We start from the raw sequence: 16,987 nt of genomic DNA on the forward strand, positions 1-16,987 counted from the left end.
GCCTCGGCGTCCGCATGGGTTCGGTTGGTGACATGGGCAGATGCTTCTGAGCCTAGACCTGCCGCTTCGGACTGTCCATAAGTCTGTCGAAGCGCTTCGACGCGCTTTTGTCGGCCAGTGCCCCGCCGTCGCACCGCGGTCGCGGCCCGGCCGCTGCGACCGGGCCCGGAAGGGTGTGTCCACCCTAGGCGGACGGGCCGGCGGAGCCGCAGTCCGGGCATGTCGAGGGCCGCCCGGCGGTCCGGGCGGCCCTCGGTGTCTCCTCGCTCCGCGTCAGCCGTGCAGCAGTACGGGGAAGGCTTCCATGTCGTTCTGCGTCATCACCGGCAGCTTGCGGATCTCCTCGTCCGCGATGGCCAGCCGCAGCTTCGGGAAGCGCTTGAACAGCGCGGGCAGGGCAATACCGGCCTCCACCCGGGAGAGTGCCGCCCCGGGGCAGATGTGCGGGCCGTGACCGAAGGTCATGTGCCGGATCGGGGTCGGCCGGGTGACGTCGAACTCGTCGGCGTCCGGCCCGTGCTGCTCGGTGTCACGGCCGATGACCCGGTAGGAGATCACCACGCCCTCGCCCTTGGCGATCACGTCGTCGCCGACCTGGATGTCCTCGGTGGCGAACCGCATCAGCAGATGGGTCGTGGGGGTGTCCCAGCGCAGGGTCTCCTCGATCACGGTCTCCCACGGGATCTCGCCGTCGAGAACCTTGCTCAACTGGTCGGGGCGGGCGAGCAGGGCGCGTACGGCGTTGAGGATCAGCCCGATGGTGGTCTCGTGCCCGGCCGCCACCATCGCCTTGAGGTTGCCCACCACCTCGTCCTCGGTGAGCGGCTCCCCGCCCTCCTCGGCGAGGATGAGCGCGCTGGTGAGGTCGTCGGTGGGCCGCGCCGTCTTCTCCCGTACGAGGGCGGCGTAGAACACGTCCAGCTCGGCCAGCAGGGCCAGGCGTTCCTCATGCGGGGTGAGCATGGAGAAGAACGCCTTGTACCGCTTCAGCAGCATGGGGTGCTCGGCCTCGTCCACCCCCATCAGCATGCCGACGACCAGCATGGGCAGCGGCTGGGCGAAAACGGACTTGAGGTCGACTACGCCGCCCTCGTTCGTCCCGGCCTGCTCGGAGAGGGAGTCGAGCAGTCCCTCGATGAACCTCTCGATCTCCGGCCGTATCTCCTCCAGTCGGCGCGGGGTCAGGGCCTGGGAGGTCTTGTTGCGCAGTCGTCGGTGCTCCGCCCCGTCCACGGTGAACATGGACCGCCCGGCGTCGATCATGCCGATCAGTGGCCACTCACGCGTGACGTCGCCGCGCTGCCAGAGCCCCCAGGCATCGATGTCCTTCACCAGCCGCGGGTCGACGAGCAGTTGGCGGGCGACGGCATGCCGGGTCACGGTCCAGGCCGGAACGCCGAGCAGTTCGATCCTGGCGAGCGGACCGGCGTCGCGCAGCCGCGCGGTCTCGCCGTCCAGGTCCTGGACCAGCGGGTCGATGACCACGGTCGCGCCGCCCGGAGCGGCTTCGCGGACGGCGGTGTGCGGGCACTTCACAAGAGATCTCCTGTCGGACGTACGGGAGTGAACCTGGCAGGAAGCACGGTCATGCCGCGCAGAAAGGCGGACTGCCGCCGGACGAGTGTCTGCGCGGGTACGGAAAGCTCCAGGTCGGGCAGCCGGTCGAGCAGTACCTCGATACCGGTACGGGCGATGACCTCCGCGATCTCCTGGGCGGGGAAGGGGCAGCGGTACTCGCCGTGGCTGAACGCCAGATGTGCGCTGTTGCCTCCCTGGACGGAGCCTCCTGGCAGGGTCGAGAGCTGCTGCCGGATGTGCGGGTCGGTATTGGCGGCGCCCAGTCCCAGCAGCACCATGTCGCCGGCCCGGATGCTCCTGCCCCCCAGTTGGGTGTCGCGGGCCGCCCAGCGGCCGGCGAGGATCTGGGTCGGCGCGTCCTCCCAGAGCACCTCGTTCATGGCCTCGGCGATGCTGTGCCGCCCGCCGGAGAGTGCGGTGGCGAACTGGGGGTCGGTGAGCATCAGCCGGAGCGAGTTGCCGATCCAGTCCGCGGTGGGGAGGTGCCCGGCGGCCGTGATGGCCATCAGGTCCAGCACGTACTCCTCATCGGTGAACACGCCGGGGTACGCCAGCATGCGGGACGTCACGTCGTCCCCCGGGGAGGCCCGCCGGGTGGCCAGCAGCCGCTGCATGTGCTCCCCGAACCGCAGATGAGCCTCCTGCGCGTCCGGCCCGCCGTCGGCCAGGTCCCTGAGCACCTCGGCGATCCGGGCCCCGTCCGCGTCAGGGAAGCCGATCAGACGGGCGAGGACGAGCACGGGCAGCGGTACGGCGAAGTCGGCGATCAGGTCCGCCGAACCGCGTTCGCAGAACCCGTCGATCAGGCGGTCGGCCAACTGCTCGCAGCCCTGCCGGATTTCGTACGGTTCGAACTCCTCCAGGGCCTGCCCCACCATCTCGGCGTGACGCCGGTGCTCGGCCCCCGCCGTGAAGTAGATGGACGGCATCGGCCGTCCGACCATCGGCAGCAGCGGCCAGTCCTCCGGGATGTGGTCCCACTGATTCCACAGCGCGACGTCCCGGGGGAACAACTCGCCGTCGCTGGTGACCTGGTGGAGTTCGCGATACCCGATCACCAGCCAGGCCGGGAACCCTCCGGGCAGCTCGACGGGCACGACGGGCCCATGCTCGCTCCGCATGGCGCGGAAGAGGACCTGGGGATCGGTGTGGAACTCGGGACCGCTGAGCGGGACGGCGGACTCGCCGGCACGAACCGGGCATCCTCCGCCGGACGTCTTCGCGGACGCGCGCTCGGGCACGGCGGATGCGGGCGTCGTCATCGTACGGAATCTCCTGTGCGGAAGGTCTCGCGCTTTGCGGGGTGCACGTTCAACGCGGCTTCACTATAGGGACGTTGAGTGGCCTCATCGACGCTAATCGCGATCATTTCCTTCACTTACATGGTCACCAGAGACCACTTCTGACACATTGCCGACGATAAGATCCATGAGGTCGGGAATGCGGCACAGTACGAGCGGGAGCACCGGCCGGGCTCCCGCGATGCCCTGGAACCGGGCGCGGTCTCGCCGTCACGACCGGTAGGCGCCCACCCCTTCCCCCGGAGGCATCGCATGAACACTCAGACTCCTTCCGACACGACGGTCGCGGGACTGCCCGGTCCGCTCGTCGGGACCGACTCGGTGGCCGCACGGCTCGCGGAGGGCCTGGTCCTCTTCGACGCCTCCGTCGGCGCCCACCGGGGCGCGGCCCCGCGCATCCCCGGGGCCCGTCCCTTCGACCTCGACGGAGAGCTGTCCGACCACACCTCCACGGTTCCGCACACCATGCCCGGCGCCCGGGAGTTCACCGAGGCACTGCGTGCGCTCGGCGTGCACGACACCGACACGGTCGTCGTCTACGACGCACAGGGCATCTACTCCAGCGCCCGCGCCTGGTGGATGCTGCGTGCCATGGGCTTCGACCGGGTCGCCGTCCTCGACGGCGGCCTGCCGGCCTGGACCGCGGCCGGCCACCCGGTCGAGCCCGTGCCCGCCGCCTACGACGGCCCGCACGGCACCTTCACCGCCCGGCCCCGGCCCGGCCTGATCGTGGACGCCGATGCCCTCGCAGCCGCCCTCGCCGACCCGCGTGCGGCCGTACTCGACGCACGCACCCGGGAGCGCTACGCGGGCACCGCGACCGAACCGCGCCCGGGGCTGCGCGGCGGCCACATGCCGGGTTCCGTCAACCTCCCGTTCGGTGACCTCCTGCAAAACGGCCGCTTGTTGCGCTCGTCGGACGCGTTGCGCACCGCGTTCGAGGCGGTGGCCGGGGACCGTGAGCAGCTGTACTTCAGCTGCGGCTCCGGCGTCACCGCCTGCGTCCTCGCGCTCGGCGCCACCCTGGCCGGCTACCGCGACCTCGCCGTGTACGACGGCTCGTGGAGCGAGTGGGGTCTGCCCTCCGACCGCCCGGTGGCCACCGGCGAGGGCGGTTCGCGGTGACGGCTCCCGCACGACGACACGTTGCTGACTCCGGACCGCATCGCCGGGCTACTGCTCCTCTGACCACCGAAGACCCTCAGCCGTGGGCCAGGGTGCGGTGGGGTCCGCCTCCAGAGCCGCCAGCAGCTCTGCGAAGCGCCGGTCCTGCGAGGTTCCCGCAGCCAGCTCGCTCAGCGCATAAGCCGTGGTCTTGAAGCCGTCTCCGTGGTGGAACTCCGCACCCCACGCACCAAGGCTCACCGAAGCCACCTCGTCCAGCCCCAGGCGGTGAGTCCCCCATGGATTGACCGCCACGATGCCCTCAGGGCCGACTTCAAGCCGGACCCTGAGAATCGCGCACCAAAAGAACAACGCAACGCCGACGGCCAACCCCGACCACAGCCCGGCCGGCCGTGCCGTATCCGCTCCCGGAGAAGAAGCCCACGCAACCCAACCGTTGAGCGCCTTCACGCCTACGACAGCCGGGATCGCATAGCCCGCCGGACGCGCCACCCCACCCACCCGCCACACCGGCACCGAGTCCCCACCCTGGTCATCCATGCCCGTAGTGTGTGCCACACAGACGACCGGCAGCAGCCCCTGTGGCGGGGCCGACGCAACACGGTGTACAACGGGCCATCCTGCGGACCTGGCCCGCTTCCTCACCGAGCACCGCGGCAAGGACGACTGGGCCTGGTCGACGTGCCCGACATCGAAGCCTTTCTGGCCGCCATAGCCAAGGCCCGCAAGCGCCGGCTGGTGGTGCCACGGAGGTTCTTCCGCTTCGCCCGTTCCCAACGAATCGTGCTGGTCAACCCGAACCGCACTCTGATCGTGCGTCCGCTACGAGGTGACCGAGCTGATCGCGACCATCAACGAGTGGCACTGACCGTTACCGCTTTCGGGCCAGCAACTGCACCGCCTGCGACCGGTGGCCGTGCATGGTGGCGACCTCGATCGGACGCTCGTCCACCAGGTCGAAGTCCGACAACAGAGCGCGCAGTTCCGCGATGTCATGGTGGCGACACACCGCACCGTCATCGGTGGCGAACAACCCGTACGGCGTGCCGGACTGCCGAGCATAGGCCGCGTAGCGGCTCCGGTTTCGCTCGTCATCCTGCAGGACCAGGTCGCTGACGTAGAGCACCCCGCCGGGCGCCAGGACGCGGTTCACCTCCTCAACCAGCGCCCGCTGGGCGTGGCCGTCGGGGACACAGGTCAGCACCGCGAACAGCAGGACGACATCGAAACTCCCCGAGGCGTCAGTCAGGTCCGGCGGGCACTCCAGGACTGCAAAGCGCAGGTCAGGCCACAACTGGCGGCCACGCTGAATCAGCGCGGGAGACAGGTCCACGCCGGATACGTCGCGGAAGCCGTGCTCGCTCAGTTCGGCCATGACACGGCCGTATCCACAGCCGTAGTCCAGGACCCGCGCATCCCGGCTCACCCCCGCCAGCCAGTTGAGATTCACCGGATGAGTGAACGTCTTCGTCGCTCCGACGCCGTCCCAGTATGCGATCTGACTACCAAGATGCTTCATGCGAGCGCAGCATACGGCCGCTCCCGGTTCGCAGGTCATCGCTTGATCTGCTTCTGAAACAGGACCCGACCTGGTTTCATTATCTTTGGCGGTCTGTGGCCGGGTAGGACGGACCCATGAAGGCGTCAAGATCGTCGATGATCTTGCGGAGTTCGCGGGCTCCGCGAGGCGACATTGCTCGGATCACACCGTCGAGTAGGGCGCGGCCTTCGAGTGGGTTGCCACAGCAGTACCAGTGCACGTTGCCGAACTCGTCGTCGTGCCAGAGCTCGCGTTCGGGCCGGTGGGCGTAGTCCTTCCACAGGCGCAATGCCTCGATGGTGTCGCCTGGTTGGAGATAGTTCCGCGTGCGTTCATGGCGAACGATCTCGGACAGTACTCCCGGGGAGAGGCGGTCGACGGCCAGCCGTGACTGCTTTCGGTCCGGGATTCGGGCCCGGATGTGTCCTGGCCGTCTACGCGGCATGGGCCTTTCGGTTGGTCGTCATGCCGTACATGGTGCCACGGTCTCGAACGGTGTCCCGAACGGGTTCGCTCGCCCGGGGATTCGCCGGACGTGGGGGCGGCCCCGGTCTGATCACGTGCTCTGCCGACTCCGGTTCGCCGCGGATTCAGGAACATCCGCCCCCACCTGCGCTCCCCCGCCCGCGTTCCCCAACCAACCGGAACCGGGCCTGGACGAGCCCGCGGATCAAAGTACCGCCGGCCCGCCACCCGCTACGACGTGGGCAGAACCATCAAACGCCCCGAGACCCTCAAGGCCATCGGCAAACGCGATCGGCCCAGGTAGATAAAGGACAAGCTAACGCCCGATGAGTTCGAGCGCGGCCCGCACAGATTCCAGAAGCGGCTGGCCGATCGACCCGACGGTGGCGGCAATGGCGGCGAGGGCCATCAGCGACCGGCGCCGGGTCGTTGGCTCGGCGGACGGGCCGTCCGCGAGGACGGGCAGCGCGCCGTCGATGGACGCCCGGTCCTCCTCGGGCACTTCACTGCGCAACGCCCGCGCCAGCTCGACGACGGTCCGGAGGGTCTCCTCCAGAGTGGGCTGCGGGGCGTGATGGTTGTGGGCGATTCCCGTGTGACCGCTACCGCCGTAGATGTTGACCTCGTCTCCGAAGTGGTAGTTCCCGCCCGTCACTTCGACACCCCCGTGTGTCCGTTACCGCCGTAGATGTTGACCGAGTCGCCGAAATGGTAGTTGCCGTAGTTCGTGATCGACAGCAACGTCACCGAGGCGTGGAACTCCGCGTCCGGCCGGTCGATCGCCAACGCGATCGAGTACACGAGCCCGTTCAGGTACGCGCGTTCTCCCGTCACCAGGGCCGTGGACCGGCCGTTCGTCTCGATGGCGAGGACGAAGTGGCTCGCGGCGAAGGCCACGGAAGCCATCTCGACGAAGAAGTAGATGAGCACGCAGGCGGCGACCGCCAGGAAGAACTGGATCAGGCCCGCGGAGCCGGAGGAGGAGGATGATCCGTACCCGGACGACCCACCCTGCTCATCGTCGATCCACATCAGGAGAAGGAGCAGGAGCAGGGTGAAGCCGCCCCGCTTCAGGAACCGCGCGAATGCCGCTCCGCGACGCGGCGTCAGCTCGAAGGTGTAGACGCGGACGATGTTCTCCAGCGGGTAGGCGGCCCCGTGCACCCAGAGCAGCCGCTTGCTGATGACCAGGCCCTCGCGGGGCGGGACTCCTGACGCGACAGGGGCCGGCGGCGCGACGGAGGATGACGGCGCTACAGGGGGCGGCGGCGCGTGCGTCGGCCTGGGCGGTGGTACTTCGGATGTTCCCATGCTTCCCCCGAGGTGGAACTGCTGTGGCATGGCACTCATTACGCACCCGAACCACGCGTCCCACAAGGCGAGTTCAGGTCTTCCGGATGGCTCCATTACGCCACGGTGCCACCTGGCGTCAGCAGTGTCGCAGGTTCCGCAAGGACTTCGAGCAACCGGTCCGCCGGCAGGCCCGGCAGGGTGCGGCCGCCGAAGCCCGTGGTCGTCGTCGCGGCAAGCAGAGAGTTGAGCACCGCCTCCTCGACCACGTCGAGGACTGCTTCGAACAGCGGCCCCAATGCGGCGTCCGCCACCGGGGCACCTGCTTCCGGCCGCGTACCGAAGGCGACGGCGTAGTCGCCGCTGCCGTGGCTGTAGGCAGCGCCCGTGCGGGCCAGAGCGAACACGGCACGCCGCGCGACGCGGGTGAGCTGCCGGGCGTCGAGAGGGGCGTCCGTGGCCACCACGATCATGCAGGAGCCCGCCTCCGCGACCGGTGCCGGGTCATCGACCAGGCCGAGGGACTGGGGGGTGACAGTGCGCCCGAGCACCCGCAGCGTGCCGCCGAAGTTCGCCTGTACCAGCACCCCGACCGTGGACCGCCGGCCTCCCAGATCCGGTGTGCGCGAGGCGGTTCCGATGCCTGCCTTGAACCCCAGGGCGCTGGTACCGGTTCCCGCGCCGACACACCCCTCGGCCACCGGCCCGCCGGACGCTCCGTCGAGTGCGGCCCGGACGTGTTCCTCGCGAACCGGTCGTGCGCGGATGTCGGACAGGAAGCCGTCGTTGCACTCGCCCACGACCGGGTTGAGGCTCAGCACCGCGTCGCATCCGGGCCGTTCGAGCATCCAACCGACCAGGGCGTCGGCAACCCGGAACGCCGACAGCGTCGAGGTCAGCAGCACCGGAGTCTCCAGCGTGCCGAGCTCGGTGAGCTGGGTCGCGCCGATGAGCTTCCCGTAGCCGTTGCCGGTGAACATTCCGGCGGGCAGCGGTGTGTGGGGGCCGACGGAGTCGGGCACGACTGCGGTCACTCCGCTGTGCACATCGGGGTGTTGGCGGACGGTGGTGTGCCCGACGCGGACGCCGGGTACGTCGGTGATCGCGTTCAGGGGGCCGGTATCGAACCCTCCGATGACGATACCGAGGTCACGGGCCCGGGGCCGGGTGCTCTGCGCGGGCTGGGTGCACGTCTTGGGTTCCATGCGGTGGAACGCTACACACCGTGCCAGGAACCGTGTCCTGGCACGGACGTCGCCGCTGAGGACACCGGCCGCCGGGTGACCGTCGGGAATGACCGCTGCCCCGCCCACCCGATAGGTTGGCGTCCATGCCCGGCCGTCTGCTCGAACTCCACGTGGAGAACTTCCGCAGTCTCCGTGACGTGACCGTTGGGAGTCCCAGGCCTGGCTACTCCTCTTCCCGGGCGCGTTTCCCCATGTCCGGCCGCGCTGGAAGGTACCCGCACAGTTACGCGGTAACGACACCGGGATGCTCAAGGACCCCAAGGAGACGCTCAAAACCAAGCTCGGCGCGCCTTCCTTCCGCGAGAGCGACGGCCCACTCCTCGCGAAAGCCGCGTACGAGCGAGGCCTGCTCTCCACCCCCAAGGGCCTCCGCCGATGCGTTTGTGGAGTACAGCCTCCTCGACTACGAAGCTCAGATTCGGGGCCGGACGTCGGTTGAAGATCTCCTGCCGTGCCATGCGAGATGCGCACCTCTGGTCGACAACTTCCTCGTCGAGAAAGGGTCGCCATTGCCTGAACACCGCCCGCGCGTACTCTTCGGTCTGCAACAAGCCCGGCATTGCCTGGTTTGCGTAGATGTGGAGCTCAACCGCACTCGTTTCCAGCTTCGCCGCATGTTGAAAGAACGACGGATACCGCGCCCGCGCCACCTCCTTCTTCATCGCGACCAGCAGCCCGCCCGCGCCCAGCACCACATCCGCCCGCTCGATCGTCTCCGGTTTCGGGATCCGCCGCCCCAGCTCCACCGAGGCGATCTGGTCCTCCCCGTACCCCAGCCGCGACCCCAGCTCGGCCCGCGTGAGGCCCTCCCGCTCCCGTAGCAGCCTCAACTGCATCCCGAAACACCGCAGGAAACCCACGGCCCCCTCGTCGCGTTCCGTCTCCGCCATCGTCCACCTCCGCCACCTGCACCGAAGCCACCCTGGCGTTCACGACGTTACGCACGACCACCAAGGCCCGGACGCGAATCAGCACCGCTCCCCCGAACGGGTAACCGCTCCTCCCCGTGCCCGCTCGCCCCGGTTGCTGTCAGCGGCGTACACGGGCCGAGGCCGCCCGTACAGTCCGCCGCCGTACAGGCGTTGCTGCTGGTGAGAGCGGTGACGATCCCGGCAGGCTCGCTCGCATGACCTCCCACACCGCCTCGCCCGAGGAAGAAGTAGCAAGCCCTGACCGCGAGTTCGTCATGCTCTTCAGCTCCACCCCGCGCGGCGCGCGCCTCGCCCGGCTCCTGGTCGGTGAACGGCCGGACGCCTGGGGCCACCCCTACCGTTCGCCCCTCCACGACGCGTTCTCGCTCATCGCCGCCGAACTGTGTGCCAACGCCGTGCAGCACGGCCACGTCCCGGGACGCAACTTCAGCGTCCGGCTGACGGAGACCGCCGGGGTCCTCCGTATCGGCGTAACCGACACCCGCACCGAGCGCCAACCCGACCGGGCGATGCCCTCCGTGCCGCTGCCTGACTGCGAAACCGGCCGCGGGCTCCTCCTCGTCGAGAGTCTGGCCAGGTGCTGGGGAGTCACACCGCGTGTCGGTGCCCCCGGGAAGACCGTCTGGGCCGAGTTGTGATCAAGACGGGAGGGGCACACGGAAGCCTGCCCCGACCGAGCCGTCACGCCGTGGGGAAGGGGACCGGGCGGACGTCGATCTCGCGCATGCGCTTGACGTAGTCGCCGTAGCGGCGGCGGGCTTCACCGTGCCGGCCCGCCGCGGAGAGGGCAGCGATCAGTCCGAGGTGAGCCGCCTCGTCGTAGCCGTCCTCGCCGATCAGGCGCAGGTACCAGCCGGCTGCCGCGTCGCAGCGGTCCAGCCGCAGGCAACGGCGGGCGAGGGTACGGACGACATCACGGTGCAGCTCCGCGAAGGCCGCGCGTGGGCGTTCGCTCCACTCCCCGGTGAGCTCGCCGTCGTCGCCGAAGTCGCCGGTGTACATGCCGACGACCACTTCCAGGCGCGCCACCGCGTCCAGGCCGACCGTCGTGTCCCGGCCGCCCTCGGCCGCGGCGTCCGCCGCGATGGCCGCACGGGCCGCGTCGTGGAACCGGACCGTGTCGAGGACGACGTGCTCCGTGTTGAGTCGCACGCTGGAGGGGTCGGTGACCAGGAATCGGTCGGCCGGATGCCGCCGTGCCGGGTCGAGGACCGCGCGCACCGTCGAAATCAGCACCGACAGACGGCGGTTGGCCACCTCCGAGGGTGTCCGGGGCCAGAGCAGGGCGGCGAGCGCGGTCCGGGTGACCGGTCTGCCCAGCTGTCCCGCCAGCACCTTGACGAGCTCACGGGCCTTCCGCGACTGCCATCCGGCCGGGGGTACGGGGGTTCCGGAGAGCAGTACCGTCAGGTGACCCAGGGTCTGCACGGCGACCTCGGGGACCGGCGGCGGGCCGATTGCCGCCAGCGGCCCGGCGATGTGCCAGACGTCGTCGCGCACCCCGAGCCGGTGCAGCCGCTGCCAGGCCACGTCCTCGGACAGCCGGTCGCCCGCGTGGCGTGCCCGCAGCAGCGCGTTGGTGGCCAGCGCCACCTCGTTGCCCGTATCGGCCCAGACCGCGGCCGCCTCCACCAGCCCGGCGGCACGGCGTGCGGCAGGGTGCCCCGGCACCGCGGCGGAATCGCGGCGGTACGCAGCGAGGGCGGCGAGTTCCATCGCCTCGGCCAGCCCGGCCGGGTCCCGGCGGCGGCCGGCCTCCGCGCGGACGTCTGCGGCGTGCCGGGCGGCCGAGGCGGTGTCTCTGCCGCACAGTGCGACCCAGCCGGCGGCCAGTTGGCCGGTGACCGGCCCGGCGGCGCTCGGCAGCGTGAGGGACAGCTCCGCGTACCGCGCCGCCTCGGCCGGATCGTCGGCGTAGCACGTGCGCGCCAGACCCGCCCATGCCTGCGCCACGATCTGGGCGTTGCCCTCCGGCTCGGCGATCGCCAGGGCCTCGCGGTAGGCCGCCGTCGCCTGCCAGGCGGAGCCCCGGGTCAGGTGCACTCTGGCGAGAGTCAGCAGTCCGAACGCGGCCAGCGGTGAGCCCTCTTGCTGCCACAGGGTGAGCGCACGGTCGGCGTCGGCGCGGGCGGCGTTGAGGTCGCTGAGCCCCAGCCAGGCCTCGGCGCGGTTGTGCAGGGCCAGTGCGAGCAGCGTCTGCTGGGAGGCGCCCTCACCGAGGCGGATCGCGTCGGTGAGGGCGTCGACCGCCTCGCGCGGACGCCCTTCCTCGACCAGGCGGGAGCCGATGTTGCAGCGGATCCGCAGCTGCATGCCCAGGTCCCCGGCTCGTTCGGCCGCCGCGAAGGCCCTGGCGTAGGCGTGGTCGTTGGCGGCGCGGTCGCCTTCGCTGAAGGCGGCCAGCGCCTGGGCGAGGTAGGCCGCCGCCAGCGCAGCATCGTCGCGGCTCTGCTCGGCAGCCTGCACCGCCTCGTCGGCGAGACTCCGCGCTCGCGCCCGGTCACCCCGGGCCCAGCGTGCTGCCGACCGGCCGGCCAGCAGCTGGGCCCGGTCCGCGCCGGTGTCCCCGGCATCGGCGGCCGCGCGTTCGTACAGCGACTCGGCGCCCTCGAACCTGCCCCGCTGGTGGAGTACCCGGCCGAGCCGCCACGCCAGTTCGGCAGGCAGCAACACGTCCGCCGGGAGTGTCGCGACATGCCGCAGCGCCTCGTCGAACTGGCCCTGTCGCAGGGCCGACTCCGCCAGTCGCGCGACGGGTTCGGGGTCGCGCATCCGGCCGGCGCCCGCAGCCCCTCCCCCGCCGGTGGTCACCGCGTCAGGATACTCATGACGAAGACGGACGGGTCGGGTGGTTTCGGGAAGTCCGGGAAGGTCCATCCGGGTCCAGTTTCCCGCGGACTCACTTCCTGACGAGCAGTTGCCCACCCCCGGCACGTGCCCCCGCCGACCGCGCGCCGCTCCCGTGGGTTGCGGGCCTGCGCGGGCCCGGCTGCTGGTGTCAGATGCGGGCGGCCACCGTCCGGGCGAGTTCGTTCAGCCGCCCGGCGTTGTCCGCCCGGTCCGCCACCACGGTCATCGCCACCCAGGTGCCCGACTTCCGGAAGAGCACGGCGAAGGTCCCGTGTTCGGAGGCGTCGTAGGAGTAGGCCTCCTCGCCCACGCCGGAGAGCGGCTTCTTGTGGGCTCCCGCGAGCATGTCGTCGGCGAAGGCCTTGGCTTCGTCGCCCTGTACGGTCGAGGAGATCAGCACCCCGTCGTGCGCGTACTCGCAACCTGTGGTGTTGAACTCGCTCGGCTTCGCCGTGACGGACGCGCCTCCCACCTGCTCGACCTCCTGGACGGAGATGAGTCCGCAGGGGTCCGTCGGCTGCTTCTTCGTGGGGGATCCGCCGCTGTCGCCCGTGCGGTCCGTGGCGTCCGACCGCGACCGGTCAGCGGCCCGGGGAGCCTCGTCGCCGGAGCCGCCGCACCCGGCAGCGGCAAGCGTCACGAGCAACGTCGCGGTCAGCAGTCGCGCCTGCCGCGAACGTCTTCGGGACATCATCAGCCAGACCTCCTTGTCACCACCGCCGCCGTCGAACCGGCGCCGTGCGAGGGCGGCGGATCAGGTCCCGTACCGTCCGGACCGGTCCACCGTTCTGGTCAGCATGGACGCAGGTGTTCGCGCCCGGTTAGGGAATTCTTCAGGTGACCAAAGGCGCCGCCCGCCGCCGACTCGGCGCAACGCGCCGGGCCCACACCCCGTGGTGGCGGTGTGGGCCCGGCGTCGTGCGGCAGATGATCAGGCGATCCGGTACACCCGGAGCACGGTCTGCTCGAAGGCGTTGCCGTCCTGGTCCTCGGCCTTGACGCGCAGGGCGACGAAACCGTTGCCCTCGCCCTCGGCGGGCGACTTGACCGCCACCGTCCGGGCGCTGCCGTGCAGGCCCTTGCCCGGGGTCGCGGCCCAGGTGGCGCCGTCGTCGTAGGAGAACTCGACGGTGAGCTTCTCGACCGGCGATTCGGCCGCTCCGGCGGGGCGCCGCACCGACACGGTGAGCGGAACGGCCTCGTGCGGGCGCACGGTACCGTCCAGTTGGACCTTCGGCAGGTCGTAGTCGACCGTCAGCATCGGCAGGACCTGGCTTGCGCCGTCGGCCGAGCGCTCCGAGGTGAAGGTCCATGCGGTGCGGGTGGAGGTGTTGCGGGTCCACCACTCCGCATTGCGGTCGACATCCAGCTCCAGCCGGTAGGTGGCCTTCTCCGCCGCGGCCGTGAAGGCCCCCCATGCCGCGGTGGTGGTGGCGGTCAGCTCGCCGTTGCGGTAGAGGCGGGCGCGGGACGTGTCGACGGTGCTCTTCGTGCGCGTGCGATGCGTGTCGGAGCCGTCGACCCACTCGGGCACGTTGATCCTCAGGCTGTCCTTGATGCGTGTCGGCACAAAGGTGCCGGTGATGTCGAGGGCCGGCCGTACGATCGGTCCCCCGAACTCGAGGTCGCGCCTCTCCCCCGGCGCATAGCTGTGCGTGGGCTCGGAGAACGACATCTGGGTGCGGCCGTCCGCATCCGCCAGCCAGAGCGAGTCCTGCCAGCCCACCTCCGCGCCGGCGGTGACGTACTCGGTCCTCTCCTGACCCATCGTCACCTGCCGGGAGAGGTAACCGACATAGGGGCCGGAGAGCAGCGCGAAGCGCGACAGGGTCTGCGGCTTGGCGGTCTCCGCTCCGCCCGGGGCGAAGTAGCGGGTGTGCAGGGTGGCGGTCTTGCTCGCGTCGGCCCGGTAGGAGAGCTTGCGCCCGACCTGATCGTGCTCGACGAACACCAGGTCGTAGGTGTAGCGAGCTGTCGCGGTGCCCTTCCCGGGCTCGGCCAGCAGCCACTGGCTGACCAGCTGGAACTCGCCCACGGTGACGGGCTGGTCGGTGGGCTGGACGTAGATCCTGGTGCTGGAGCCGAGGTCCAGGTCGTCGGTGAGGTACGAGCCCACGCCGAGGTTGCGGTTGAGGCCGATGGTTGCCCGCTCCCGCTCGGTGGGACGGTCGGCTCGAGCGGTCATCTCCACCGCGTCGTTGGCGTCGAAGTCCAGGGTGAAGGGGTCGTCGCCGACGGTCAGTTCGGGCAGGGGATGCAGACTGACGGCCTCGTCCGACCCGTCGGCGGCGGGGGTCACGGTCCAGGCCCAGAGGCTGTACCGGCCCGGGATCAGGTCCAGGTGAAGGGCGTGGCCCTCGAAGCGCGCCAGCTGGTAGGTCTCGGTGTCGAGGTTGAGGATCCGCACGCCGGAGTAGCCGGCGGCGGGTGCACCGGTGCGGTCCTCGGCGGTCGCCGTCAGCCTGGCCATCGGCTGCTGGACCACGGCGCCGACACCGGCGACGACCCTGAGGCCGCCGTCCGCGGTGGCGACCACCTGTCCGGCCCAGCTGCCCTGGTCCCCCGCCTGGGGCGTGAAGGTCGCGGTGACCTTGGCGTCACCGCCGGCCGGGACGGTGACCTCGTCGGCGGACAACCGCAGGAAGCCGTTCCCGGCGTCCGCGCCGGTGCGCTCGATCGTGCCGGCCAGCATCAGGGTCACCGGCTGGTCACCGTCGTTGCGGTAGACGAGGGTGCGCTCGTGGCTTCCGTACGGCTTGGCGTACGGAATCAGGCCGAACGAGACGTTCCCGTCCACGGTCACCTGCTGGCGTACCGCGCGGGCCACATCGACCCGCCCGGCGCCCTGCTGCCAGGCCGTCAGCTCGTCGCTGGGCTGCGCCGCGCTCATCAGAGCCGCCTTGAGCTGCGGCGCCTTCCACGACGGGTGCTCCTGGGCGAGCAGCGCTGCGGCGCCCGCGACATGCGGGGTGGCCATGGAGGTGCCGCTCAGACTCGTGTAGGAGCTGTCCACGGGTGTGCCCAGGCTGGTGCCGGCGGCACGCGCGGCGACGATGGACACGCCCGGGGCCGTGATGTCCGGCTTGACCGCGTTGTCACCGATGCGCGGGCCGAAGTTGGACCAGGACGCCTTGGCCTCGTTCTTGTCGACGGCGCCCACGGTCAGGGCGGCGTCGGCGATCCCAGGGGAGGAGACCGCGCCGCCGTCGTTGCCCGCGGCGATCACGAAGAGCGCTCCGCTGTCGGCGCTGATCTGGTTCACCGCCTCGACCAGCGGGTCGTAGACCTCGGAACTCGACGCCGGGCCACCGAGGCTCATGCTGATCAGCCGGGCCCCGGAGTCCGCGGCCCACTCCATACCGGCGATGATCCAGGACGTCTGACCGCTGCCGTCATTGCCCAGCACCTTGCCGGCGAGGATCTCGGCACCGGGCGCGACACCCTTGCGCGAACCGTCGGAGGCCGCCCCGCTGCCCGCCACGGTGGACGCCACATGGGTGCCGTGGCCCTGGTGGTCGACGGCGTCCTTGGCGGTGGTGAAGTTGCGGGTATCGACGACCGCGTCCTTCAGATCGGGGTGAGTGGTGTCGACGCCGGTGTCCAGCACCGCGACCTTGACCCCGCTGCCGTCGTAGCCGGCCTGCCAGGCCTCCGGGGCGCCGATCTGCGGGACGCTCTGATCCAGCGTCACCTGCACCTTGCGGTCGAGCCACACCCGGATGCCGCCGGCGGAGGAGACAGCGCGGGAGGTCGTGGTGGTGGACGTCGCGGTCAGGTCCTTCCACAGCTCGGCCGCGCCTGCGGAGTCGGTCGTGCCCGCCACCGCACCGATGCTGTCCAGGACCTGATCGGGCTCCAGACCGTCCGGTACGGGAACGGAACCGGCGGCCGGGACGGCGCTGCGGGAGCCGGTGGTGCCGGCGGTGCCGGCGGCTGAGGACTGGACGATCAGCGGCAGCTCCGCCCCGTCGGCATAGCCCTGCTCGATCAGCGAGCTGACGTTGAACAGCTCGGGGTCCACCTGTCCGGACTCCAGCAGCGGCAGCGCGTCGAACGGCACCACCGTGAGGTCGTCACCGTCCTGCGTGATCAGCGCATGGGTGCCCGCGCGGCCCGGTCCCGGATCCAGCTCCGCCGACTGCCGGCCGTCCGGCAACTGCCACACCCGCGCGGTGTCACCGGTGATCAACGGGACGGTCGTCATGGTCGCGTCGGCCGTTGCGGCGGCCCCGTCCTGCGACGCGGCGCCGGCGGCCGCGGGGCCGGCTCCGCTGATGACGGCGCTCGTCGTGACCACGGCAGCGAGCAGGGCGCCGGCGCGTATTCGTCTGCTGGTCGGGGATTTCATCGCAGCTCCGTGTGTGAGAGGCCGTCCTTGCTGATGCGGAACTCCGATGCGGCGCCGTCCCGTACACCGTGGTCCAGGGCGTGTCCGCGCTCCACGCACCACTGCGGCAGCGCTTGGCGCACTCCCGGGTCCGTGACGAGAAGCGCCAGTACGGCTGTCGCCGGCAGCTCCTCCAGCCGGCGGGCGAGCAACGGTGCGACCCGGTCCCAGGGTTCGCCACCGGCGTCGACGACCACCGCGGGGGAAGGGCCTTCGGCCGGCAAGTGGGGGGCGTGCACAGTGCTCCTCGCGATCGCATCGGGTTCCGGCCC

Annotated in this window: 15 protein-coding genes and 1 pseudogene; 3 read left to right on the forward strand and 13 right to left on the reverse strand. The window is 70.6% G+C overall.

The window, feature by feature from the left end; all coding sequences use genetic code 11:
• Nucleotides 1–273 precede the first annotated feature (273 nt).
• Both AB0L71_RS13245 and AB0L71_RS13250 read right to left on the reverse strand, forming a co-directional pair.
• Nucleotides 274–1,536, reverse strand: a complete 1,263-nt coding sequence (locus AB0L71_RS13245) for a cytochrome P450 (RefSeq protein WP_365241864.1) — start codon at nt 1,534–1,536, stop codon at nt 274–276.
• Nucleotides 1,533–2,840: a cytochrome P450 gene (locus AB0L71_RS13250; protein WP_365241865.1), complete on the reverse strand. Its 1,308-nt coding sequence runs from the start codon at nt 2,838–2,840 to the stop codon at nt 1,533–1,535. Before AB0L71_RS13250 ends, AB0L71_RS13245 begins: the two co-directional genes overlap by 4 nt.
• A gap of 291 nt (nt 2,841–3,131) precedes the next feature.
• Between AB0L71_RS13250 and AB0L71_RS13255 the strand changes: the two genes are divergently transcribed.
• Nucleotides 3,132–4,004 carry a sulfurtransferase gene (locus AB0L71_RS13255; protein WP_365241867.1) on the forward strand — a complete coding sequence of 291 codons (873 nt, stop codon included), beginning with the start codon at nt 3,132–3,134 and terminating at the stop codon, nt 4,002–4,004.
• 48 nt (nt 4,005–4,052) lie between these two features.
• Here the strand turns inward: AB0L71_RS13255 and AB0L71_RS13260 are convergent, their stop codons facing one another.
• From AB0L71_RS13260 to AB0L71_RS13270, 3 genes are all read right to left on the reverse strand, one after another.
• A complete protein-coding gene (locus tag AB0L71_RS13260; protein ID WP_365241868.1) occupies nt 4,053–4,544 on the reverse strand; it encodes a PH domain-containing protein in 492 nt (163 codons plus the stop codon).
• A 331-nt stretch (nt 4,545–4,875) separates the two neighbouring features.
• Entirely contained in the window at nt 4,876–5,523 is a 648-nt protein-coding gene (locus tag AB0L71_RS13265; RefSeq protein ID WP_365241869.1) for a class I SAM-dependent methyltransferase, read from the reverse strand.
• 79 nt (nt 5,524–5,602) lie between these two features.
• Nucleotides 5,603–5,833, reverse strand: coding sequence for a hypothetical protein (locus tag AB0L71_RS13270; protein WP_365241871.1), 231 nt, complete (start codon nt 5,831–5,833; stop codon nt 5,603–5,605).
• A gap of 288 nt (nt 5,834–6,121) precedes the next feature.
• Here AB0L71_RS13270 and AB0L71_RS13275 point away from each other — a divergent pair.
• Nucleotides 6,122–6,313 (forward strand): annotated as a pseudogene (locus tag AB0L71_RS13275) (transposase); the annotation flags it as partial.
• A gap of 12 nt (nt 6,314–6,325) precedes the next feature.
• Here AB0L71_RS13275 and AB0L71_RS13280 read toward each other — a convergent pair.
• The 4 genes from AB0L71_RS13280 to AB0L71_RS13295 form a co-directional block, all read right to left on the reverse strand.
• A complete protein-coding gene (locus AB0L71_RS13280) occupies nt 6,326–6,664 on the reverse strand; it encodes a hypothetical protein (protein WP_365241873.1) in 339 nt (112 codons plus the stop codon).
• Nucleotides 6,661–7,320 (reverse strand): DUF6232 family protein, encoded by a 660-nt coding sequence (locus AB0L71_RS13285; protein WP_365241875.1) that lies wholly within the window; start codon nt 7,318–7,320, stop codon nt 6,661–6,663. Before AB0L71_RS13285 ends, AB0L71_RS13280 begins: the two co-directional genes overlap by 4 nt.
• Before the next feature lie 95 nt (nt 7,321–7,415).
• Nucleotides 7,416–8,504: a P1 family peptidase gene (locus AB0L71_RS13290; protein ID WP_365241877.1), complete on the reverse strand. Its 1,089-nt coding sequence runs from the start codon at nt 8,502–8,504 to the stop codon at nt 7,416–7,418.
• Nucleotides 8,505–8,815: 311 nt separating this feature from the next.
• Nucleotides 8,816–9,436, reverse strand: a complete 621-nt coding sequence (locus tag AB0L71_RS13295; RefSeq protein ID WP_365241878.1) for a Scr1 family TA system antitoxin-like transcriptional regulator — start codon at nt 9,434–9,436, stop codon at nt 8,816–8,818.
• A 236-nt stretch (nt 9,437–9,672) separates the two neighbouring features.
• Between AB0L71_RS13295 and AB0L71_RS13300 the strand changes: the two genes are divergently transcribed.
• On the forward strand, nt 9,673–10,116 hold the full coding sequence (locus tag AB0L71_RS13300) for an ATP-binding protein (protein ID WP_365241880.1): 444 nt from the start codon (nt 9,673–9,675) through the stop codon (nt 10,114–10,116).
• A 43-nt stretch (nt 10,117–10,159) separates the two neighbouring features.
• Here AB0L71_RS13300 and AB0L71_RS13305 read toward each other — a convergent pair whose 3' ends face one another.
• The 4 genes from AB0L71_RS13305 to AB0L71_RS13320 all read right to left on the reverse strand — a co-directional run bounded on the left by AB0L71_RS13305 (nt 10,160) and on the right by AB0L71_RS13320 (nt 16,954).
• Nucleotides 10,160–12,289, reverse strand: coding sequence for a BTAD domain-containing putative transcriptional regulator (locus tag AB0L71_RS13305; protein WP_365241882.1), 2,130 nt, complete (start codon nt 12,287–12,289; stop codon nt 10,160–10,162).
• A 187-nt stretch (nt 12,290–12,476) separates the two neighbouring features.
• Nucleotides 12,477–13,022: a DUF3558 family protein gene (locus AB0L71_RS13310; RefSeq protein ID WP_365241884.1), complete on the reverse strand. Its 546-nt coding sequence runs from the start codon at nt 13,020–13,022 to the stop codon at nt 12,477–12,479.
• 237 nt (nt 13,023–13,259) lie between these two features.
• Nucleotides 13,260–16,676 carry a S8 family peptidase gene (locus AB0L71_RS13315; RefSeq protein ID WP_365241886.1) on the reverse strand — a complete coding sequence of 1,139 codons (3,417 nt, stop codon included), beginning with the start codon at nt 16,674–16,676 and terminating at the stop codon, nt 13,260–13,262.
• A complete protein-coding gene (locus AB0L71_RS13320) occupies nt 16,673–16,954 on the reverse strand; it encodes a hypothetical protein (RefSeq protein ID WP_365241888.1) in 282 nt (93 codons plus the stop codon). The genes AB0L71_RS13315 and AB0L71_RS13320 overlap by 4 nt, the downstream gene beginning before the upstream one ends.
• Nucleotides 16,955–16,987: the final 33 nt, after the last annotated feature.

The organism is Streptomyces sp. NPDC052052, from assembly GCF_040680455.1.
Lineage (GTDB): Bacteria > Actinomycetota > Actinomycetes > Streptomycetales > Streptomycetaceae > Streptomyces.

What these genes read in the sequence shown, in the direction of transcription:
- AB0L71_RS13250 (WP_365241865.1), bottom strand. Translation starts at nt 2,840, where the DNA reads ATGACGACGCCCGCATCCGCCGTGCCCGAGCGCGCGTCCGCGAAGACG.
- AB0L71_RS13255 (WP_365241867.1), top strand. Translation starts at nt 3,132, where the DNA reads ATGAACACTCAGACTCCTTCCGACACGACGGTCGCGGGACTGCCCGGT.
- AB0L71_RS13260 (WP_365241868.1), bottom strand. Translation starts at nt 4,544, where the DNA reads ATGGATGACCAGGGTGGGGACTCGGTGCCGGTGTGGCGGGTGGGTGGG.
- AB0L71_RS13265 (WP_365241869.1), bottom strand. Translation starts at nt 5,523, where the DNA reads ATGAAGCATCTTGGTAGTCAGATCGCATACTGGGACGGCGTCGGAGCG.
- AB0L71_RS13285 (WP_365241875.1), bottom strand. Translation starts at nt 7,320, where the DNA reads ATGGGAACATCCGAAGTACCACCGCCCAGGCCGACGCACGCGCCGCCG.
- AB0L71_RS13290 (WP_365241877.1), bottom strand. Translation starts at nt 8,504, where the DNA reads ATGGAACCCAAGACGTGCACCCAGCCCGCGCAGAGCACCCGGCCCCGG.
- AB0L71_RS13295 (WP_365241878.1), bottom strand. Translation starts at nt 9,436, where the DNA reads ATGGCGGAGACGGAACGCGACGAGGGGGCCGTGGGTTTCCTGCGGTGT.
- AB0L71_RS13300 (WP_365241880.1), top strand. Translation starts at nt 9,673, where the DNA reads ATGACCTCCCACACCGCCTCGCCCGAGGAAGAAGTAGCAAGCCCTGAC.
- AB0L71_RS13310 (WP_365241884.1), bottom strand. Translation starts at nt 13,022, where the DNA reads ATGATGTCCCGAAGACGTTCGCGGCAGGCGCGACTGCTGACCGCGACG.
- AB0L71_RS13315 (WP_365241886.1), bottom strand. Translation starts at nt 16,676, where the DNA reads ATGAAATCCCCGACCAGCAGACGAATACGCGCCGGCGCCCTGCTCGCT.